Source organism: Bifidobacterium mongoliense DSM 21395 (genome assembly GCF_000741285.1).
Lineage (GTDB): Bacteria > Actinomycetota > Actinomycetes > Actinomycetales > Bifidobacteriaceae > Bifidobacterium > Bifidobacterium mongoliense.
Genome location: NZ_JGZE01000002.1, coordinates 1 through 22,035, shown reverse-complemented (window position 1 = coordinate 22,035; position 22,035 = coordinate 1). Strand labels below are relative to the sequence as shown.

Annotated in this window: 13 protein-coding genes and 2 pseudogenes; 13 read left to right on the top strand and 2 right to left on the bottom strand. The window is 58.5% G+C overall.

The features are described from left to right. Positions 1–93 precede the first annotated feature (93 nt). The 10 genes and pseudogenes from BMON_RS01465 to BMON_RS09125 all read left to right on the top strand — a co-directional run bounded on the left by BMON_RS01465 (position 94) and on the right by BMON_RS09125 (position 13,464). Positions 94–660 (top strand): MarR family winged helix-turn-helix transcriptional regulator, encoded by a 567-nt coding sequence (locus tag BMON_RS01465; protein WP_237745280.1) that lies wholly within the window; start codon positions 94–96, stop codon positions 658–660. Beyond that, positions 657–2,464: pseudogene (locus BMON_RS01460) on the top strand (ABC transporter ATP-binding protein). Before BMON_RS01465 ends, BMON_RS01460 begins: the two are co-directional and overlap by 4 nt. A gap of 112 nt (positions 2,465–2,576) precedes the next feature. Continuing rightward, positions 2,577–4,550, top strand: a complete 1,974-nt coding sequence (locus BMON_RS01455; protein WP_051917785.1) for an ABC transporter ATP-binding protein — start codon at positions 2,577–2,579, stop codon at positions 4,548–4,550. Between the two features lie 188 nt (positions 4,551–4,738). Then, a complete protein-coding gene (locus tag BMON_RS01450; protein ID WP_033512494.1) occupies positions 4,739–5,695 on the top strand; it encodes a nucleoside hydrolase in 957 nt (318 codons plus the stop codon). A 101-nt stretch (positions 5,696–5,796) separates the two neighbouring features. Then, the gene (locus tag BMON_RS01445; RefSeq protein WP_051917743.1) at positions 5,797–7,146 is read left to right on the top strand and encodes an MFS transporter; all 1,350 of its coding nucleotides are present in this window, start codon (positions 5,797–5,799) and stop codon (positions 7,144–7,146) included. A 114-nt stretch (positions 7,147–7,260) separates the two neighbouring features. Beyond that, a complete protein-coding gene (locus BMON_RS01440; protein WP_033512377.1) occupies positions 7,261–8,235 on the top strand; it encodes a ribokinase in 975 nt (324 codons plus the stop codon). Between the two features lie 346 nt (positions 8,236–8,581). Further along, the gene (gene ileS / locus BMON_RS01435; RefSeq protein WP_272944895.1) at positions 8,582–12,001 is read left to right on the top strand and encodes a mupirocin-resistant isoleucine--tRNA ligase; all 3,420 of its coding nucleotides are present in this window, start codon (positions 8,582–8,584) and stop codon (positions 11,999–12,001) included. A gap of 416 nt (positions 12,002–12,417) precedes the next feature. Next, positions 12,418–12,597, top strand: a complete 180-nt coding sequence (locus BMON_RS09825) for an antitoxin VbhA family protein (RefSeq protein WP_033512379.1) — start codon at positions 12,418–12,420, stop codon at positions 12,595–12,597. Between the two features lie 3 nt (positions 12,598–12,600). Continuing rightward, positions 12,601–12,753: a hypothetical protein gene (locus BMON_RS09820; RefSeq protein ID WP_156098609.1), complete on the top strand. Its 153-nt coding sequence runs from the start codon at positions 12,601–12,603 to the stop codon at positions 12,751–12,753. Between the two features lie 15 nt (positions 12,754–12,768). Further along, the gene (locus BMON_RS09125; protein ID WP_051917740.1) at positions 12,769–13,464 is read left to right on the top strand and encodes a Fic/DOC family protein; all 696 of its coding nucleotides are present in this window, start codon (positions 12,769–12,771) and stop codon (positions 13,462–13,464) included. 352 nt (positions 13,465–13,816) lie between these two features. Here the strand turns inward: BMON_RS09125 and BMON_RS01420 are convergent, their stop codons facing one another. Together BMON_RS01420 and BMON_RS01415 are read right to left on the bottom strand one after the other, a co-directional pair. Beyond that, a complete protein-coding gene (locus tag BMON_RS01420; protein WP_033512380.1) occupies positions 13,817–15,604 on the bottom strand; it encodes an oleate hydratase in 1,788 nt (595 codons plus the stop codon). A gap of 53 nt (positions 15,605–15,657) precedes the next feature. After that, complete coding sequence (locus BMON_RS01415) at positions 15,658–16,425, bottom strand: TetR/AcrR family transcriptional regulator (protein ID WP_051917739.1); 768 nt, start codon at positions 16,423–16,425, stop codon at positions 15,658–15,660. Positions 16,426–17,286: 861 nt separating this feature from the next. Between BMON_RS01415 and BMON_RS10635 the strand changes: the two genes are divergently transcribed. The 3 genes and pseudogenes from BMON_RS10635 to BMON_RS10295 all read left to right on the top strand — a co-directional run. Then, positions 17,287–17,976: a Fic/DOC family protein gene (locus BMON_RS10635; RefSeq protein ID WP_051917738.1), complete on the top strand. Its 690-nt coding sequence runs from the start codon at positions 17,287–17,289 to the stop codon at positions 17,974–17,976. Positions 17,977–18,689: 713 nt separating this feature from the next. Continuing rightward, positions 18,690–21,155, top strand: a complete 2,466-nt coding sequence (locus tag BMON_RS09415; RefSeq protein WP_161786318.1) for a glucoamylase family protein — start codon at positions 18,690–18,692, stop codon at positions 21,153–21,155. Positions 21,156–21,302: 147 nt separating this feature from the next. Further along, positions 21,303–22,035 (top strand): annotated as a pseudogene (locus BMON_RS10295) (transposase); the annotation flags it as partial.

The following is a 22,035-nucleotide window of genomic DNA, read 5'->3' as shown; positions in this document are numbered from 1 at the left end:
TGTTTGTCATACCCGCATTGTTGTATATGCAACTGTTGTATGTACGACTGTTGTATGCAGAACGGTTGTATGGTACGGAAGGAATCGTTGCCCATGAACCAAACGTGCGCCGTCACGATGCGCGATCATGACCCCGGTGGGGGGCATGACGATGCCGCGAGCCTGCTCAGTCTCGAGATGCAGGGCGTGAGCAGGTCCATCCGTCGGTACCTGACCTCCACGATGCCCGAAAGCACGAAGGTCACCGGCGGCAATGTGCATATCATCATGTTCCTCGCCAAGAGCGAGGGGAGCGATGTGTTTCAGCATGACATCGAGCGTCGTTTCTCGATCACGCGTTCCACCGCCTCCCGGGTGCTTTCCCTCATGGAGCGCAAAGGGCTGATCGTGCGCACGTCGGTCGCGGCCGACGCACGGCTCAAGAGGATCACGCTGACCGATGCGGCCAACGCGATCGTGGCCGAATTGTGCGAGAACGCCCAGCGCATGGAGCGCCAGCTCATGGCCGGGTTCTCCGAGCGTGAGGAGCGCCAGCTCGCGGAGTATCTCAAGCGCCTGCGGAACAACGTCGACATGGCCCAGCGTTCGTTCGACGCCGCCTCCGGTTCCGACTCCGCCACCACTGCTTATCAGGCCAATACCAACAAGGAGGATCAGTGACGCAAGCCACCGTTCAGGCCGGCACCGAGCCGTCCGCACCCAAGCATCTGCTGCGTACGTTGCGTCCAGCCTCAGGGAGTACCGCAAACCGACGCTGCTCACCCCGACGTTCGTGATCGTGGAAAGCCTGCTGGAGATTCTCATCCCCTCGCTCATGGCCGTCCTCATCGACCGCGGCATCATGGCCCGCTCCATGCCCGACGTCTGGCGCTTCGGCGGCATGCTCGTCGGATGCTCGATCCTGTCGCTGCTGTGCGGCTTCCTTTCGGGCCGTTTCGCCGCCGTCGCGTCCGCGGGCTTCGCCAAGAACCTGCGTCACGACCTGTTCGGCCGCGTGCAGGATTTCAGCTTCACCAACATCGACCGGTTCTCGACCGGTTCGATCATCACCCGTCTGACCACGGATGTGACCAATCTGCAGAACGCCTTCCAGATGATCATGCGCCTGGGGGTCAGGGCCCCCGTCATGATCGTCGTCGCGTGGATCTTCACCTACCGCACGAGCCCCACCATATCGCTGGTATTTCTCGGCACCATCCCGGTGCTGGCGCTGGGTATGTTCGGTGTCATTTTCGTGGTGCACCCCATTTTCGAACGCGTCTTCCACACTTACGACCGGCTCAACAACGTCGTGGACGAGAATCTGCAGGGCGTGCGCGTCGTGAAGTCCTACAACCGCGAGGATTTCGAGAACCACAAGTTCGCGCGCATCTCCCGTTCCATCTTCGCCGACTTCATGAAGGCCGAGAAATTCCTGAGCTTCACCTCGCCGCTTATGCAGCTGTGCATGTACGTGACCATGATCCTCATTTCGTGGATGGGTGCCCAGCAGATCGTCGCCTCCGGCAACAACGCCGCCCTGGGCCTCACCACCGGCGACCTGACCGCCCTGGTGACCTACGCCATGCAGATCCTCATGTCCATGATGATGCTCTCCATGGTCGTCGTCCTGGTCATCATCTCCCAGGCCTCCGCGGAGCGCACGTGCCAGGTGCTGCAGGAACGCAGCACGGTGCGCAACCCCCAGAACCCCGTCATGCAGGTCGCCGACGGCTCGATCGATTTCGACCACGTAACCTTCCGCTATTCCTCGAGTTCCGAGAAGCCGGTGCTCGACGACATCAGCGTGCGGCTCGATTCAGGCCAGACCATCGGCATCGTGGGAGGCACGGGTTCATCGAAGTCCAGTCTCGTGCAGCTGATCCCGCGTCTGTACGACGTGAGCGCCGGCTCGCTCAAGGTGGGCGGCGTCGACGTGCGGCAGTACGACATGACGGTCCTGAGGGATCAGGTCGCCATGGTGCTGCAGAAGAACGTGCTGTTCAGCGGCACCATCGCCCAGAACCTGCGGTGGGGCAATCCCGACGCCACCGACGAGGATCTGCGCCGTGCCTGCCAGCAAGCGCAGGCCGACGGCTTCATCCAGGAGTTCCCGGAGGGCTACGACACCATGATCGAACAGGGCGGCACCAACGTCTCCGGCGGCCAGCGCCAGCGTCTGTGCATCGCCCGCGCGCTGCTCAAGCGGCCCAAGATCCTGATCCTCGACGATTCGACCAGCGCGGTCGACACGAAGACCGATCAGCTCATCCGTCATTCCCTGCAGCACGAGATCCCCGACACCACGAAGATCATCATCGCGCAGCGCGTCGCCTCCGTGCAGGAATCCGACCTCATCCTCGTCATGCAGGACGGCCGCATCCTCGACCAGGGCACGCACGAGGAACTGCTGCGCACCTGCGACGAATACCGCTTCATCTACGAATCGCAGACCCAACACCAAGGAGGCGATCTGGATGCCTAACATGTCCGGAACCGCAACGGCCGGTAAGCCGTCACGCCCCGTCGAGACGACCAAGGCGGCACCCGCGGGCAAGCCCTCCGGGCGCGCCGCCGGCAAACCGGGGGCATCGCGCATGCGCCGGATCAAGCCCGGCACGACCAAGCGCATCCTCGGATACGTCATGCGCTACCGGTGGCGGGTCAGCGTCATCGTGCTGTGCATCCTGATCGGCGCCGCGGCCCAGGCGGGCTCCGCCCTGTTCCTGCAGTCGCTCGTCGACACCTACATCCTGCCGCTGGTCGGCAAGGCCAGCCCGGACTGGGGGCCGCTCGTGCGCGCCCTCGTGCTCATGGGTTGCCTGTACCTAGTCGGCACGCTGAGCACCTGGCTGTGGAACTGGCTCATCATCACCGTCGAGCAGGGCACCCTCAAGACCATCCGCGACGAGATGTTCGCCCACCAGCAGGCCTTGCCCATCCGCTATTTCGACACCCATGAGCACGGCGACACCATGAGCCTGTACACCAACGACACCGACACCCTGCGCCAGGCGATCTCGCAGTCGTTCCCGCAGATGTTCTCCTCGGGCGTCTCGGTGATCGCGGCCCTCTTCTCGATGCTGTGGCTCTCCATCCCCTTCACCGCGTTCACCATCCTGTTCACCGTGCTGCTCATCGTGCTGGTTCGCGCCATGGTGACCCGCAGCGGCATGTTCTTCATTCGCCAGCAGCAGACCCTCGGCGCGGTCAACGCGTTCGTCGAGGAGTCGGTGAACGGCCAGAAGGTCATCAAGGTCTTCAACCATGAGCCCGAAACCAGCAAGGAGTTTGCCCGGCGCAACGAGGAGCTGTTCCACGCCGCGGCTTCGGCCAACACCTACGGCAACAGCATCATGCCGGTCACGGCCAACATGGGCTACCTGCTCTACGTGCTCATCGCGATCATCGGCGGCGCCATGGCCATCGCCGGGTGGGACAACCTCGGCATGACCGGGATGGGCCCCCTGACCCTGGGCACGCTGATCTCGCTGCTCACCCTGTCGCGAGCCTTCATCAACCCCATCGGCCAGGTGTCGATGCAGTTCAACATGGTGATGATGGCGCTGGCCGGCGCCTCCCGCATCTTCACCCTCATGGACGAACCCAGCGAAAGCGACGGCGGTACCGTCCGCCTCGTCAACGTCGAGATCGGGGCCGACGGCTCCATGACCGAGACGGTATGCGAGACCGGCCAGTGGGCCTGGAAGCGTGAGGCCGACGATGATGGCACCAGGTCGCTGGCGGCCGCGTCCAAGCTCGAGGGCGACGCACGCGAGGTGGCCGTGAAGGCGAAGAGTAACGCCGTCACGTCCTCCGATGGGCGGCTCACGCTCCTGAGCGGCGATGTGCGCTTCACCGACGTGACGTTCGGATACAACCCCGACAAGCCGGTGCTGCACGACATCACCTGGTTCGCCAAGCCCGGGCAGAAGATCGCCCTGGTCGGCGCGACGGGCGCGGGCAAGACCACGGTGACGAACCTCATCAACCGCTTCTACGACATCCAGCAGGGCCAGATCCTCTACGACGGCATCGACGTGCGCAACATCCGCAAGCCCGACCTGCGCGGCTCCCTGGGCATCGTGCTCCAGGACGTCAACCTGTTCACCGGCACCGTGATGGACAACATCCGCTACGGCCGGCTCGACGCCACGGACGAGGAGTGCATCGAGGCCGCGCGGCTGACGAACGCCGACGACTTCATCCGCATGCTGCCACAGGGCTACGAGACGGTGCTCGAGGGAGACGGCAGCGGCCTGTCGCAGGGTCAGCGTCAGCTCATCTCGATTGCCCGCGCCGCCGTGGCCGACCCGCCGGCCATGATCCTCGACGAGGCCACGTCCTCCATCGACACCCGCACCGAGGAGGTCGTGCAGCAGGGGATGGACGCACTCATGAAGGGCCGCACGGTCTTCGTGATCGCCCACCGGCTCTCCACGGTACGCAACGCCGATGTGATCATGGTCCTCGACCACGGCCGCATCATCGAGCGCGGTTCGCACGACGAGCTCATCGCCCAGCACGGCGAGTACTACCAGCTGTACACGGGCGCCGTCGAGCTGGAGTAGGCGCAATCCGAGCGATGGCCCGCATCCTTGAACAGGATGCGGGCCATCGTGTCATGTCGCCGGATGCCGGGATATCCGCCGGTCCTCGGGTGTCGAGTTGGAACGTTGAGTCCGGTACGCCTAGAGTGGAGACGATAGAACCCTCCATAGCGCACGGCGACGAGACCGTGCAGGGAAAGGTGGATATCATGACGAAACTCATACTCGATTTGGACACTGGCGTCGACGACACATTGGCGATTTCCTATGCGCTGGGCAGCCCGGAGATGGACCTCATCGGCATCACGGGCACCTACGGCAACGTGCTGCTCGAGCAGGGCCTGCGTAACGATCTGGCGATCACCGACCTGTTGGGTCATCCCGAGGTGAAGGTCTATCCAGGCCTGCCGCATGCCATGCGCAAGGATGCGTTCAGCGTGGGCGAGATCTCCGCGTTCATCCATGGCCACAACGGCATCGGCGACGTGTCGATACCGGATTCGAATCGCGAACCCGAAACCGAGTCGGCCGTCGACTTCATCATCGACGCCGTGAAGACCTACGGCAAGGATCTGGTCTACGTGCCGACGGGCCCCATGACCAACATCGCTGCGGCCCTGCGCAAAGCCCCGGAGATCAAGGACCAGATCGGCAGGATCGTCCTCATGGGCGGCGCATTGACCGCCTGCGGCAATGTGAACGCCTGGAGCGAAGCGAACATCTCACAGGATCCGGACGCCGCCGACGAGCTCTTCCGTTCCGGTGCACCAGCGACGATGGTGGGCCTCGACGTCACGCTGCAGACCCTCCTGACCTACCGCCAGACCCAACGCTGGCGCGATCTGGGCACCAAAGCCGGCGCCTTCCTCGCCGACATGACCGATTACTACATCAAGGCCTATGAGACGACGGCGCCCAAGTTGGGCGGCTGCGGCCTGCACGATCCGCTCGCCGTGGGCGTGGCCGTCGACCCGAGTCTGGTCACCACACTGCCGATCAACATGAAGGTCGACGTGGAGGGGCCCACCCGTGGCCGCACCATCGGCGACAATGACCGGCTCAACGACCCGGTCAAGACCATGCAGGTCGCGGTCGGCGTCGACGTGGACCGCTTCCTCCATGAATTCATGACCCGCATCACCGCGGTCGCCCAAGCCGCATGCTAACGGAGCGTTCAAGGAAAGGTATCGATATCATGTCGGATCATTCGGATAACGCGGTTTCCATGGGTACGGACGCCACGGACGTGGATGAGTAGACCAATGCCATGGCCATACGGGCACTGGTCCCGTTGCTCGTCACCTTCATTTTGGGCACGTTGTGCCTGCAGGGGTTCAACCTGGTGTTCACCCAGGTGGGGGAGGCCGTGCGGGCACCCGGACAGGCGTCGCTCATCACGGCGTTGCCCAGCATCGTGCTCGGCATCGTGTGCTTCATCTACGGTTCCCTCGGCGACTTCGTATCGCTCAAGAAACTCGTGGCGTTCGGCCTTGTGACGCTGCTCATCGGGTCCTTGTTCGGATTCATCTCGAACTATTATTTCAGTGCGAATCTGTGGACCGTCATCATCGCCCGTGTGCTGCAGACCGCCGGTGAGCAGGTCGCCGGTTCGGTCTACCTGGTCGTGGCCACGAAGTATCTCAAGAACTCGCTCAAGGTCATCTTCTTCGGCCTGTTCACCGCGGGGTATCAGCTCTCCGCCGCCATCGGCGTTTTCGCCGCCGGTATGCTCAGCTCGATCAGCTGGCAGTTCCTCTTCCTCATCCCCGCCGTCACCATCGTGTTCCTGCCGCTGTTGCTCAAGAATCTTCCTGACGGCAACCACAGCGGTCAGCGGGTGGACGGTTTCGGGTTCGCGATCTTCGGCGTGGCCACCGCCTTCCTCACGCTGTTTTTCTCGTATCTGAGCTGGTGGATGCTGCTGATCGCGGCCGTCCTATTCCTGGGCTTCGCCTACTACATCAGGACCGCCGATCATCCATTCATCACTTCGGCGTTCTTCCGCAACACCCGGTGGCTGTGCGCCATCAGCCTGATTCTCGTGTTCTATTTCGTGAACTACTGCATCTCGCCGGTGTTCAATGCCATCGCGCATAATCTGTACGGCATGCAGACCTCGACCGTCTCGAACTACCTCGTGTGGGCGTTCGTCGTCGCGGCGGTCGTGGGCACATCCTCGGGTGCCATCGTGGGGCGGATCGGTCGTCAGGCGGCCATCATCGTCGCCGGCTGCCTCATGCTCGCCGGCTTCGTCGGGGTCGCGGTGTGCATAGAATCCGGGTTCCTCGTGCTCGCCATCATGGCCGCGGTCTTCTACGCGGGCGCCGGGCTCATGTACTCGCCGGTCGTGTCGAGCGTGCTCGACACCCTGCCGAAGGACGAGTCCGGGCGAGGGGTCGGCATGAACGATCTGGTCATGAACGTCGCCGGATCGATCGGCATCGCCATCATCGGCAGTCTGATCGGTTCCCCGGCGTTGGGCGGAGCCAGCCTGTTCGGCGTCTCCGGGAACGCCAGTTCGTACGCCAACCTGCTGCTCATCTGCGGGGCCGTGGTCTTGCTGGGGCTGGTCGTGTTCCTCGTGTTCCGCAGGCATATCTACGCGGCGAATCGATGAATGACGTATTCATGAATGGCCGACGCGTCGCGCATCACCCGATGCACGACGCGTCGGTGTATGACATTCCCGCTGAGACCGGTCGCAATGACCACGGATGGAAAGGTGACCGCCATGGCCACGTATGACACACTCGCCGACCTTGATCGCCTCGATGGCACGATCGCGGTGGTCGGTTCCATGAACGCCGACTACACCGTGACCACCGAACGTCTGCCCGGACCGGGGGAGACCGTCAATGGTGGCCCGTTGCGCATCCTGCCCGGCGGCAAATCGGGCAACCAGGCGGCTGCGGCCGCCCGCCTAGGCGTGGAATCGAGGCTGTTCGGGGCCGTGGGTTCGGATGCCAATGCCGATCTGCTGCTGGGCAAGTTGAACGAGGCCGGTGTGAACACCAGCCAGGTCATGCATGCCCCCGGTCCCAGTGGCACCACGGTGATCACCGTCGACGCGCACGGCGAGAACACCATCGTGTATTCCCCGGGATCCAACGCACGCGTGGATACGGAGTACGTGCATGCCGCACGGACGGCGATCGAGGCTTCGGGCACGCTCGGTCTGTGTCTCGAAAGCCCGATCGATGCCGTGACCGCCGCGGCACGCATCTGTCACGATTTCGCTGGGCGCGTCCTGCTCAACAACTCACCGTTCATCCCCGTGATACCGCGCGCTCTGGCCGAGGCCTGCGACGTGCTGCTCGTCAATGAGCATGAGATGGCCGCCATGCTCGACCTCGACGAACCGCAGGACGACGACTGGTCCACATACGACTGGGCGAGGGTCATCGCTGGTCTTCACGCGTTGGGCTTCGATCAGGCGATCGTCACCCTGGGAGCGGACGGATCGGTCGTACTCGATGCCCGGTCGGATACGCCCGTCAGCGTCATCAACCCCGTGCACGTCGACGTGGTCGACACCACTGGATGCGGCGACGCATACATGGGCACTGTGCTGGCCGGCCTCGCCTCCGGGTTCGCGCTGGATCGTTCGGCCAGACTGGCATCCTACGTCTCGGCCTACGCAGCCACGGGCAGAGGCGCCCAGGCCTCCTACGGGACCGCCGAGCAGATCAGGGCCTATTTCGCATAGCGCGGATGGTCGCGAGACGTGCTCGCCGGCTTGGCTCCCACGGGTGGTAGAGTGTGTCGCGACACCAGGCGTCGATCCGTTATCAGCGGGGAGCCTTCGGAAGAACAGCGTGATTGGCCGCCCCGTGGTCCCGGTTCCGGGAGCATGCGGCGGGCGGGCATCGCCCAGTAGAACCGGCGAAATCGGCGCGAACGCGCCGTACTCAAGTGGCGCGGGCGATCGGTCTCGAACCGGTCGCCCGCGCAAACGAGGTGGTACCGCGGTGGCGGGCGAATCGCAGGGGCACTGCGATATGCGGCCATCGTCCTCGTGGTAGCAATGAACACCCTGCCACACGAGGAGAGCAATCGTGAGCGAGACCACCGCAACCAGCGCTGCGCATGTGTATCCCAAGGCTTCCGTCGAGGGAACAGAAGCGCAAGTGACGCCGAATCCCAGTTTCCCCCAGCTTGAGGAGCATGTCCTCAGGTATTGGGACAAGGACGACACCTTCCAGAAGTCCATCGACCGCCGTCCCTCCGGCGACCACAGCCAGAACGAGTTCGTCTTCTTCGACGGCCCGCCATTCGCCAACGGCCTGCCGCATTACGGCCACCTGCTGACCGGCTACGCCAAGGACGTCATTCCGCGGTACCAGACCATGAAGGGCCACCGCGTCAACCGTGTCTTCGGTTGGGATACGCACGGCCTGCCCGCCGAGCTCGAGGCGCAGAAGGAACTGGGCATCGAATCCGTCGATCAGATCGAGAAGATGGGCATCGAGAAGTTCAACGACGCCTGCCGCGCTTCGGTGCTGAAATATACGCATGAATGGCAGGATTACGTGCATCGCCAGGCTCGCTGGGTCGATTTCGAGCATGGCTACAAGACGCTCAACACCCCATATATGGAGTCGGTGATTTGGGCCTTCAAACAGCTCTACGACAAGGGTCTGGCTTATCAGGGCTACCGGGTGCTGCCATACTGCCCCAAAGACGAAACGCCGCTGTCCGCACATGAGCTTCGCATGGACGCCGACGTCTATAAGGATCGGCAGGACACCACGGTTTCGGTGGCAGTCAAGCTGCGCGACGAGGAGGACGCCTATGCCGTCTTCTGGACCACGACTCCGTGGACCGTGCCGACCAACTTCGCCATCGTCGTCGGCGCCGACATCGACTATGTCGAGGTGCGCCCGAAATCCGGCAACTTCGCCGGCAAGAAGTTCTATCTGGGCAAGCCCCTGCTCGGTGCCTACGCCAAGGAGCTGGGCGAGGACTACGAGGTGGTTCGCGAGCTCAAGGGCAAGGACATGCAGGGTTGGCGCTACTGGCCGGTGTTCCCCTATTTCGCGGGGGAGAAGGCGACGGCCCAGGGCGGCATGCCCGGGCCGAACGCCTATCAGATTCTGCTGGCCGACTACGTCGACACCGTTGAAGGCACCGGCTTGGTTCATCAGGCGCCCTACGGCGAGGATGATATGAACACGCTGAACAAGTTCGACATCAAGACCACCGACGTGCTCGACGTCGGTTGCCATTTCACCTCCGCCTGCCCGGAGTACGAGGGCATGTATGTCTTCGATGCGAATCTGCCGATCCTGAGGAACCTGCGTGCCGGCGACGGACCGTTGGACCAGATCCCGGCCGAGCACCGCGCGTTGCTGTTCCAGGAGAAGAGCTACGTGCACTCCTATCCGCACTGCTGGCGTTGCGGCACGCCGCTCATCTACAAGCCCGTGTCGTCCTGGTTCGTGGCCGTGACAAAGTTCAAGGACCGGCTGCTGAAGAACAACCAGCAGATCAACTGGATTCCCGAAAACGTCAAGGATGGCCAGTTCGGCAAGTGGCTGGCGAACGCGCGCGACTGGTCGATCTCCCGCAACCGCTTCTGGGGATCGCCGATTCCGGTGTGGGTCTCGGACGACGACCGCTACCCGCGCGTGGACGTGTATGGATCGCTCGACGAACTCAAGCGCGACTTCGGCGACTACCCGCGTGACCGCGATGGCAAGGTCAATCTGCATCGCCCGTACATCGACGAGCTCGTGCGGCCCAACCCGGACGACCCGACCGGCAAGTCGCACATGCACCGCATCACGGACGTGCTCGACTGCTGGTTCGATTCGGGCTCCATGCCCTACGCGCAGTTCCACTATCCGTTCGAGAACCGCGAGTACTTCGAGCAGCACTACCCGGCCGACTACATCGTCGAATACATCGGCCAGACGCGTGGTTGGTTCTATCTGCTGCACGTCATGGCCACGGCGCTGTTCGACCGCCCGGCCTTCAAGAACGTGATCTGCCACGGTATCGTGCTCGGCAGCGACGGCCAGAAGATGAGCAAGCATCTGCGCAACTACCCGGACGTCAACGGCGTGTTTGACAAGTTCGGTTCCGACGCGATGCGCTGGTTCCTCATGAGCTCTCCGATTCTGCGCGGCGGTAACCTCGTCGTCACGGCGGAGGGCATTCGTGACACCGTGCGTCAGGTCATGCTGCCCGTATGGAGCTCGTACTACTTCTTCACGCTGTACGCGAACGCGGCCAACGGGGGAGCGGGCTACAGCGCCCGCTGTCTCAAACCCGACGAGGTGGCCGGCCTGCCTAAGATGGACCGCTACCTGCTGGCCCGCACGCGGATGCTCGTGGAACAGGTGGAGCGAGCGCTGGACGACTTCGCGATTTCCGACGCCTGTGCCGCAGCGCAGGACTTCCTTGACGTGCTGACCAACTGGTATATTCGCAACACCCGCGATCGCTTCTGGCATGAGGATGAGCAGGCGTTCAACACGCTGTACACCGTGTTGGAAACCTTCATGCGCGTGCTGGCCCCGCTGGCCCCGATGGAGGCCGAAACCGTGTGGCGCGGCCTGACGGGCGGCGAATCGGTGCACTTGGCCGACTGGCCATTCCTCACTGAGCAGGGGACTGGCGCTGCCCGGGGGACTGGCGCTGCCGATACCGGTGCTGGTACCGAGGCTGCGCAGCATGCATCCGGCGCCGACGATCACGCGACCGAGCTGGGGCGCGTACTCGTGGCCAACCCCGAGCTCGTCGCCGCGATGGAACAGGTCCGAGAAATCGTCTCCGGCACTCTTTCGCTGCGCAAGGCGGAGCAGATTCGCGTGCGTCAGCCGCTGTCCGAGCTCACGGTGTTGATCGAGAATCCGGATGCCGCGGCCGCTTACGCCGAGTTGCTCGAGTCCGAGCTCAACGTCAAGCGCGTAACGTTCTCCACGCTTGAAGATGCGCCACGACACGGTCTCAAGGTGCTGCACGAGCTCAAGGTCAATGCTCGTGCCGCCGGCCCGCGCCTAGGCAAGCAGGTGCAGTTCTGCATCAAGGCCTCCAAAACCGGTGCCTGGCATGTGGACGCCGCCACGGGTGCGCCTGTGGTCGAGACCCCGAATGGGGACGTCGCGCTGGAGGCGGGCGAATACGAGCTGCTCAATCAGGTCGAGGAACAGGACGCCGCGCGTTCGTCAGACGTCGCCTCGGCGGCGCTGCCCTCTGGCGGCTTCGTGATTCTCAATACGGTGATCACCGCTGACCTATTGGCCGAAGGCTACGCCCGCGATGCGATCCGCGCCGTCCAAGACGCCCGCAAGGAGACCGGACTGGACATTTCAGACCGCATCTCGCTGCGCTTGGTCGTCCCCGCGGCCGACGCCCCCAAGGCCGAGCAGTTCCGTGACCTCATCGCGCGTGAGACGCTGGCGACCAGTCTGGAGATCGTTGCGGATGAAGGCGCGAGTGAGTTGGGCGTGACGGTCGCGAAGGTCTGAGCATACCTGCTGCGGTGGCGAATCACGTGGTTTGCGTGGATCCTTCACCGCAGCCGCAAGCGCGTTCGGCCATCGTGGACCAAAACCTGTGCAGTCCGCGGACTCTCGTTGTCGGATACAGCTCCGTCACGTGGCGTTCGTTACATTCTTCGCAGGGGTGTTTGCCTCTATACTGAGAATGTCATCCAAGTGAAATCATGAAGTTCCGTGCATCGCATTCGCGGTGATGATCCCCCTGAGAAGTTGACTGTGGAGTTTCAACTTGGGACGTGCCCCGCATTCGCGGGGATAATTCGACCGGTTCACCATGAGCCGGAGCGAGAAGACACAGATTGTGAGTCTGCTCACCCAGCGTGTGGCACGGTGTGATTCCGCTGTTTGTGAGATAATAGAGGATTCGAATTCAGGAGGGTGTGATGGATGAGCGCACGCGTCGGAGCTTGGTTGTTCGTGATGGTATGCATTCCGCCGAGCTTGAAGGCGGGCGCGTCACCGACGCCTACCGTCGTGATGCGCAGGATTATATTGATGGCCTCATCGATGAGGATGGGCTGATTCACCGTACTCGTGTCCGGTATGGGTTGGAAACAGCATGACCGGTGGATACGGGCATTGACCCGTATCTGATTTCTGGCGCCAGCGTGCTGCGCAACAGGGTGAGTGCCCGTAGCAGGCAGGCGTTGGCTGACGCTGAGAGTGATCTGGTCAATGTCCGTTACAGCAAACTCAGCATCATGCCCCTGACCGCGTAGGGTACGGTTAGCCAGTTGCAGTGGATCCATCATTATCTCTTCCAGGATGTGTATGAGTGGGTGGGACGGATCCGCACCATTGACATGGGCAAGGGTGGGTGCAGCGTCTTCCAACCCTTGCAACTGTTCACCACAGGCGCTCAGTACGCCGAGATGACGCTGCAGCATGATCATATGCTGCAAGGCTTGGATCGAGACCGATTCATAGAACGTCTGGCCGCCAATTATGATAATTTCAACACCTTGCATCCCTTCCGTGAGGGCAACGGCCGTACCCAGCGCGTGTTCTGGACGTTGATAGCGAGGGATGCCGGCTGGGGACTGGACTGGTCGCAGGTGTCCAAGCGTGAGAATGATGTCGCCTCGTTCATCGCGCACGAGAACGTGGACTACCACCTGCTGACGCACATGTTCGAGACGATCACCCAACCCCTGCCACCAGGCAGGATCAACGGCTCCCACCCTCCATCGATTTCAAGGGCGGCACGGTTGAGACGCCAGGTCAGCCGAACACCTATCAGGTGCTTTCAGACAGCGAGTACGAGCGGCAGGGGGCAACGCTACGGCTACCAGACCAAAGGCAGTGACAAGTCCAAATTAAAGAAGACCGCCAGTTACCTACGTCAGGAACTCAAGGCGGAGGCCAAGCGGCTCACGACAGATCAATCTCCGCCTGAGATCTCGAAGTACCGGCACGGGCGGGGGAGATGAATCGTGGGCTGCCGCCCACACCCGCCGATCTGGATCAGTTCGACCATTCTCCTAGAGCATGGATCAACAATCACGGTTGATTCGACTGCCTCGTATGCTGGCTGGCGGTGGGGCGTTTCAGCTTGGAAAGAAAGCGTATGGATTCGTATGACTGTGGTATGGCCTTGTGATCATCTGCGGAGGTGTTTCACGGAGAAACTGTGGGCATTGCCACATGACAAGGTAATGATGGCATCAAGAATGCATCTTCTCTTGGCTATGCGTATTTTTGACTTGGCCGAGAGAAGATGCGTTTTCCGTAGTCCTGTTGTAGAGGATCCTGGTTACGAATCGATTTTGAATTCAATCCGTTTTACAGGAGGTGGGACTCTTTGAGGAGTTCTTCTATCCAGGTGCCTTGGATTTTGTGTAATGCTTTGTTTTTCACAAGAGCAGGTATTGGTAATTTAGTTGGCAGAGGAGCTTCGAGAAGGCTCTTTCTATCGCGCAGATAGTAAGCTGCCTTCAACAATTCTCTGATGTCATATGTGGATCCGAATACTTCAGGCACAGCGCGCTCCACATCGAGGAAAGAGTAAACCGCTTCCATTGCCGTGCGTACTGAATATTCGGTGGTGAATACCGTGTCTCTGGTGGGTGATTCGGCGAAGTTGCCGATGAAGGCAAGGTTCTTTGATCCTTGTGGTATTACCGCAGGCCTGTCGCCTGCCTTGCGTGGCATGAAATAGCTCGTGATGAACGGCATGTATGCAGGGTTGGTGTTGATGGAATCCTGTTTTGCAAGCTTCGGGATCAGCGCCTCGGGAACACCAAGGTGATAGAGCCACTCCTGAGTAATTTCTTCACCAGTGCATTCGGTAATTTTCTTGTGCACGTAGTTGCCTTCGGTATCGGAATACAGGCCATAAATCCACACAGTGGTTTCGTTCGGTCGTTGTTCTTTGAAGTGAGGTTGACGATGCACGGCGAAACTCAGCAGCCAGTTGGAATCGGTGACGGTGATGATACCGCCGGTATTGATTTTGTTGTCATGCAGAGGTCTCTTGGTCAGACGCTCGATATATGGATCGACTTCAGTGTTTTCTATGGTCGCTGTTGCAGAAATGAACCAGCTTCGTTGAGGCAAACCTTTATAGAACACTTCAGGATGCCCGAACTCAGGTGACTGTTTAGCGAGGTTCTTCCAAAGGGTCCAGCTGCCTCCTGGCTCCTTGGTGACGGGCGCAGGAGTGTGGTGGTCTCCATAGGTCGTCGATTCGGTGATGGAACCGTTGGTGACGAATACCAGGTCATCCTCACTCAATGGCTGTTCCTGATCCTCGCCGCTGACAGTGAGGATCAGTTTCTTCGCAACGATGCTGTCCCCATGCGATTCGACTTCAATATTGCGAACAGTGGTGCCATAGCGAATGTCAACATGGTGTTCTTCAAGGTATGCGAGGAGAGGCTTGACCATGGAATCATACTGGTTGTAGCGGTTGAATTTGAGCGCGGTGAAATCGGGAAGCCCATCAATATGATGAATGAACCGCATAAGATAGCGACGCATCTCGGCAAGCGAATGCCACTTTTCAAATGCAAACATGGTCGCCCAGTAGTACCAGAAATTACTGGCAAAGAATTCCTCAGAGAAGAAGTCTTCGATGGTCTTATCGCCGGTTTCACTCTCCGGCATCAGTATCAGTTTGACGATTTCCTTCTGCGCATCATCTGTGAGTGTGAAATCGCCGTCACTAGGCTCGCGGTCACCTCGCTCGTGTATGAGTCGGCAGTTTGAAGAATTCGGGTCATCTTTGTCAAGCCAGTAGTATTCATCGAGATATGAGGCTCCCGGAACTTCCAAGGATGGGATGGACCGGTACATGTCCCACAGGCATTCAAAATGGTTTTCCATTTCGCGACCGCCTCTGGTGATGAACCCTATATCAGGTCGCTGAATGCCATCAAGTGAACCTCCTGCCAACGGCAGTTCCTCCAATATATGGATGCGCTCCCCAGCAACCTGCCCGTCTCGGATGAGGAACACGGCGGCCGAAAGGCCAGCTAGTCCGCTCCCGACAATATATGCTGACACTGAATCAGATCGAGCTGGTTTGCGTGGGTGAACGAACGCTTCATAATTACCACTTGAGTAATGCATAGTATTTCCTTTCGAAGCTAATGACATATCTGTGAATTGTTGCGATAGAACTATCAGGAAACATCGTGAGCCGGGATGACGGCCAACCAAGAGTCGTTGTCGTCACTGGTGTGAGCTGCTTGCGTCCCCAGATTCAACTCACCACGGTTGGGTGTGGCGTGGCGTGCGCCGATACTTTCAAAACCTTCGACGATAATCTGAATCTGCATGCGAAGACTCATCGAACCAGCACCCGCGAATCTGGTGGCCGGGTTCAAATCCGTCTCAGGTAAGGCAATATCGAAATGCAATGCAGCGAAGATTGCACGGGCGGTCAGTCGTGTCAGCAAACTGTGCGCATCAATATGCAGCGCGCCGCCTAACACACCTGCAACCTCGCTTTCAAAGCCTCTGACCAAATCAATGCCGGCACGCCTATAACGATCGTTGGAATCACCGAACAGCAACTCCTTGTGATATCTGGCAAAGTTTCCAGCTTCAGGACTGTTCATCGCATCGGCAATGGGAAGCGAGAGAGCAAGAATACGATCGCAAAGACTAGCATCCGCCGGAAGATCATTCTGGGCTTTTCGGCCAGCTTGTATTGCTTGTTCCAGCGAAGAGTTATACACCATGAGAAACAACTCAGTTTTCGAAGATGCATGATAGAACAGCGTTCCGATACCAATATCAGCCGTGTCAGCAATATGTTGGACAGTTACCGCGTCATACCCTTTTTCAGAAAACAATTCATGTGCAACGTCGAAAATTTTCGCACGCGTAGCAGTGGTGTTACGTTCACGGCGGCTAATCTTCATCCTCTCTTGCATTCCTGTGGTCATGCTTCCTACCTCTTTGATGATGCGCTAGCTGAATCTACCTATAGTTATAGAGCATACTCTAAAACGAGTATACTCTAAAATTTGTCCTGTCAGAGAAAGTACGCTGCCTTGCATACCTTCAGCCGGCGGAACAGTGCATGCGAAATCTCAGTTAAACAGGCAAACAACCCCCACCTCTGCAGTCAGTGTGCCTGACACGGTCTTCACTTTGATTAACGCGGATAATGAAAGGACTGTTCTTTGGGCAGACGCTGAGTCTGGGACCATGAGACGCGTTTGACTTGTAGTTTTGTTCGACGTGGGATTGTTGGGGGAATCGGGTGTCCTGCATCTGCGGGACGAGAAAGAGGCATTTCTCGCGGTGGAGACGTTTTGGCGCGCTCGATCCAGGTTGGGGGCATTCGCCTATTGGTGTGCGCTGTTCGTCAGCAATGTCATGAAGCATGCCCCGAGGCATATCAATGCCGAGACGGTCATGACTGCGGTGAATCCTTGGGCGAACGCGGGGTATGACAGTGTGGTGCTGAAATGGTAGAACACCATGACGGATATTGCTGTGCCTACAGCGCCGCCCAGCTGTCTTGATACGTTGAATACGCCTGAGGCGTTAGTAATGTATTCCCTTGCAACGGAACCGAGCATGGCTTTCTGCAGCGCAGGTCCGTCATCGATATGTCTGCGCTGCACACTGACAGCGCTAACGCTAATGTTGCGTATGGCGTGCCTGGGTGTGAAGCGAAGGCAATCCACCCGTACCCTGCTGTCTGAAGTATGAACCCCGCCACCGCAACTGTTCTCTCGCCATAGGTGTCGGCCATCTTCCCCAGGATGCCTCTCAGGGCCGAGGGTACGGTTAGCCAGTTGCAGTGGATCCACCATTATCTCTTCCAGGATGTGTATGAGTGGACGGGGCGGATCCGCACCATCGACATGAGCAAGGGCGGAGGTAGCGTCTTCCAACCCTTGCAACTCTTCTCCACAGGCGTGCAGTACGCCGAGACGACGCTGCGCAACGATCATATGCTGCAAGGCTTGGATCGCGGCCGGTTCATCGAGCGTCTGGCCGTCAGCTTCGATAATTTCAATACCCTGCACCCGTTCCGCGAGGGCAATGGTCGCACGCAGCGCGTCTTCTGGACGCTGATAGCCCGTGACGCCGGTTGGGGCCTGGACTGGTCGCAGGTGTCCAAGCGTGAGAACGACATGGCCTCGTTCATCGCCCACGAGAACGTGGACCATAGCAAGCTGGAAGCCATGTTCGACAGGATCACCAAGCCGTTGCCTCCCGGGCAGGATAGGAGGCTCCTACCGTCCATCGGCTTCAAGCCCGGTGGTCATGATGATTCAGCGACGCCGAACGTGTACCAGGCGTTGAGCGCCAGCGAGTACGAGCAGCAGCGCCAACGCTACAGCTACCAGACCAAAGGCAGTGTACAGGCGAAGAAGAGCGTCAGCGACATACGCCAGGCACTCAGAGAGGAAACCAAGCAACTCAAAACAGAGCAATCCCCTTCCGACGTCACGCAGCAGAAGCGTAAGCGGGGGAGATGAATCGTGGGCGGCTGCCCACACCTGCCGATCTGGATCAGCTCGATCATGCTGCTGGCACTGGCGCACGAATCAACAACCACGGTTGATTCGATTGCCTATGGTGATAGCTGTGTAGGTTAACTCTTGGTGCGTAAAACGAACGTTTAAAGGAATTCCGTGTCTATCCTGGCAATCCTTCGGAATTACTTGCAGGGCGATCTATTTCGGATATTTGCCGCGTCTGTCCGAGCTGCATGTGGCTTCATCATCGATGATCCCGGAACGATACACAAACAGTGCTGCCAGAGATGGAGATATTCGCGGCGCCTTTCCATTCCTGTGATGTGTTCCACTGTCTGGGTTCTCAACCATCATACGGTGTCGCTCATTTTGGAAATGATTGGCTTCTTGGCCGTGTGACCCATGTTGCTTTGGATATCTGCAATCGTAGCGAATTTAAATATGTTAGCGCTTACATATTTATGCCAAGCAGATATGAATTGGGCCCTTGCAGACAGGCAAAACCATCTTAAAGAATCATATAATCACTGGATTATTGAAAATACTGTACACTATGGTACAATTGAAACTGAGGATGAATGCGCATACATATCAATGAGGTTTTATGGCTTTCATTTTTTTCATCAATAAATAACAGTATCTAGAGGTAATGGACTATCTAGTCTATGAGAACAAAAAGAGAAGACAAGAGAACTAAAGAATCGAAGGTTTGCATGCATAACTTTCAATACAAAAGGGTTGTAGCTGCATTAATTTCAGTCGGCATGGTTGTGATTGGTTTGGAATCGACTCAATTAGCCAGCGCCGAACCTAATTCAATCAACCAGAGCAATGCGGATTTGTTAACTGCTTCAATGCTCGAAACTGCGACGAATCAGCAAGGTTTGGACTCTCAACAAATTACAGAATTGAAATCCATAGCATCCTCGACATGGAATTTTTATGAACAGGACGTCGATCCGACCACTCATTTGCCTATGGATAATCTTGGTCCGGGAAATGAAAAAGGAAGCTACACTTCCTCCGCGAATATTGGGGTATATTTGTGGGCGATCGTTTCAGCCTCTGACCTGGGCATCATATCCAAGGCGGAAGCAACTTCTTTGGCAACAAACACGTTGACCGAAGTGAAATCGATGGACAGATATCACGGATTTCTCACCCAATGGTATGACACTGCAACAGGTAAACGAATAGTAAATCCTGGGCAAGGCAACTGTCCGGCAACGATTACACCCGGAGAAAAAGATAACTGCAATTTTCTCTCGGCAGTTGACAATGGCTGGTATGCATCTGGTCTGGTAGTTGTGCGCAGGGCATTGCCACATGTTTCATCCCTTGCCACGGCATTGCTTTCCGACATGGATTTTAGCGTCTTCTATGACAGCCGAGCGCAAACCTCATGCAATGTGAACAGCACACTCGCAGATAACCCTCCAACGGGGCAGCAATATGGCGGTTTATATGTAGGCTCGGACAATGCCAGTGACAACATGTATCATAACGGCGCTCAATATTCCGACCCAAGAATCTCGATGTACATGGGCATGGGACTTGGTCAGATGCCGGGAGACGTATGGTGGAAGACGTGGCGGACCCTTGCTCCTCAGCAATGCGATTCGGATCCCGACTTCACCAGTTGGGAAGGTCAGATTCCGCAAGGATTCTGGACAACGGTCAAAGATCCCATTTCCGGTGGTAGTTTCAATGTTTTCGAGGGAAACTACACCTATCCGGATAGCTCCTACACCTTCTTGCCAACATATGGGGGAGGCCAATTCGAGGCTCTGATGGCGAATGAGATAGTGCCGGAGACAACTTGGGGAACCAAATCTTACGGGATTGCCGACAGACTGTATGCGCAGGTACAGATCAGATATGCCACGGATAAGCTCGGCTATAAGGTGTGGGGCATATCGCCTTCTTCCACGGCAGATGATACGGGAGGATACAATGCCTTTGGTGCCACTGGCAAAGCCTGGGGAAATGACTGCACAGCAACCGCCAACACATCTGCTCCCCTGCTGGCGCAAGGGGCAAATATCTGTGATGACACGATTGAATCCACGGTCACACCACACGCCTCGTTCCTCGCCCTCGACGTAGCGCCGCAGCAGGCCTATGACAATATTCAGACGCTGATGAAGGATTATCCGGGGATATATTCAGACGATGGCGGGTTCTATGACGCTGTTAATCCAACAACAGGTTCAATCGGACATCGGCGTCTTGTGCTCGACCAGTCCATGATTATGGCAGCAATCGATAATGCGGTGAACAATGACCAACTCAAGCAATGGTTTGCCTCTGATGCCACATCCGATGCCGCAAAAAAGGTTCTCGCTGCGGAAGACATGGGCTTGGTAGACTATGCGAAGGTCGCCGCTAAGAAATCCCTGACAATCAAGAATGCAATATCAAAGGTTACATCTGCTGGCATCACCAGCACCGTTCCGAATGCTGCGAGCGTCAAGGTGCTCTCGAAGCCACAAGGTGCCCACCTGAAGGCGGACTCAGTTCAAGCCAAACCGGACGGACAACTGATTTTTCCCGGAATGTCGATTCCTGGCACATATCAGTTGCAGGTTACCTATCTGCGAAACAATAAGACAGTGACCACGCAGACTGACGTGATTTATGTCCAGCCGGCGCCGACTGCCACTCGGCATAGCGTGCTGCACGTCGCCAATGACAAGGAATCATCCGTACGGAACGATGTTCGTTCGGCCAATGCTCCTCAGTTACCTACAGTCAATCCATCGAACATAGACTGGAAGAAAACGACGGTGACACCGGCAGCATCAAATCCATCATCTGCATCCGTCTCAGTTTCTCGTAGCAATGATTCAGTAACATTCGAAGGAGCGAAAACGCCTGGATCATATTCATATACAATCACATACTTTGACGATCTCGGACAATCAGTCGAATCGGTGGACACATTCATCGTGGCTTCTACTGCACAGGCAAATCCATCCGGAGGGTCAAACTCTCACCCTGCCCATCCTTCCTCCAGCAATCCGGATGCATGTAAGGGAACGACCAATTCTATTTCAAATCACAGGCAAGGAACCTTGGCTTCCACTGGATCGCAGATTGCACCGATGACTGTCTTTGCAATCGTAACCTTGCTCATTGGCGGTTCTATATGCAGTTTGAAATTCAGAAGAAACCATTGAAATTCTTTAGCCTCTGCCGAGGCGTGCAATCTTTGTAATACGACAGGGGAAGAGGTTTCAAGACTTAAACAAAAGTTAAGTGGCTTTTCGCTGTTTGGTGTGGGTGGGCTGGTCGGGTGGAGGTGGCTGGCGGGTAGTTTGGGGGGTATGGATACCACGTTGTTGTTCACCGCCGCCTTGCAGTTGCCTGATCCCTGGAGGGTTTCGGGTGTGGAGTTGCGTGACGGGGAGGGCGGCGGACGCGAATTGCACATCACGATCGGATTCGAGCCCGGCTCGCGTTTTTCTTGCCCGCATGCGGAGTGCGGGCGGGAGGCGTGCCCGATGCATGATGTCAGCAACCGGGTGTGGCGGCACTTGAACTTCTTCCGGTACCAGGCGTTCATCCACGCGGGCGTGCCGCGCGTATCATGCCCCGAGCACGGCGTGCGTGCGGTGCCGGTGCCGTGGGCCCGTCCAGGCAGCGGGTCCACTGTTGTTCGAGGCGATGGTCGTGGAGCCGGCGAAAAGCCAGCCGGTCGCGGACATAGCCGGGCAGGTCGGCGAACATGACACGGGATCGTGGCGGTTCATCAGACATTATGTGGACCAGGCCCGCCTGTACGGGGATGACACGGGCGTGGAGGCGATCGGCATCGACGGGACCAGCCGCAAAGGCCACCGGTACATCACCGTGGTCGCCGATCCGGCGGAGCGCAACGTGATCCGCGTGGTGCCCGGCAAGGACGCGAACACCGTCAAACGGTTCGCGTTGGATTTCATGGACCACAACGGTGACCCGAACCGGGTGGCACCGGTCACCTGCGACATGAGCCGGGGTTCGCCCAGGCATCCGCGGACACCTGCCCAACGCCGCCGAGGGTTTGGAGCTCATCGAGCC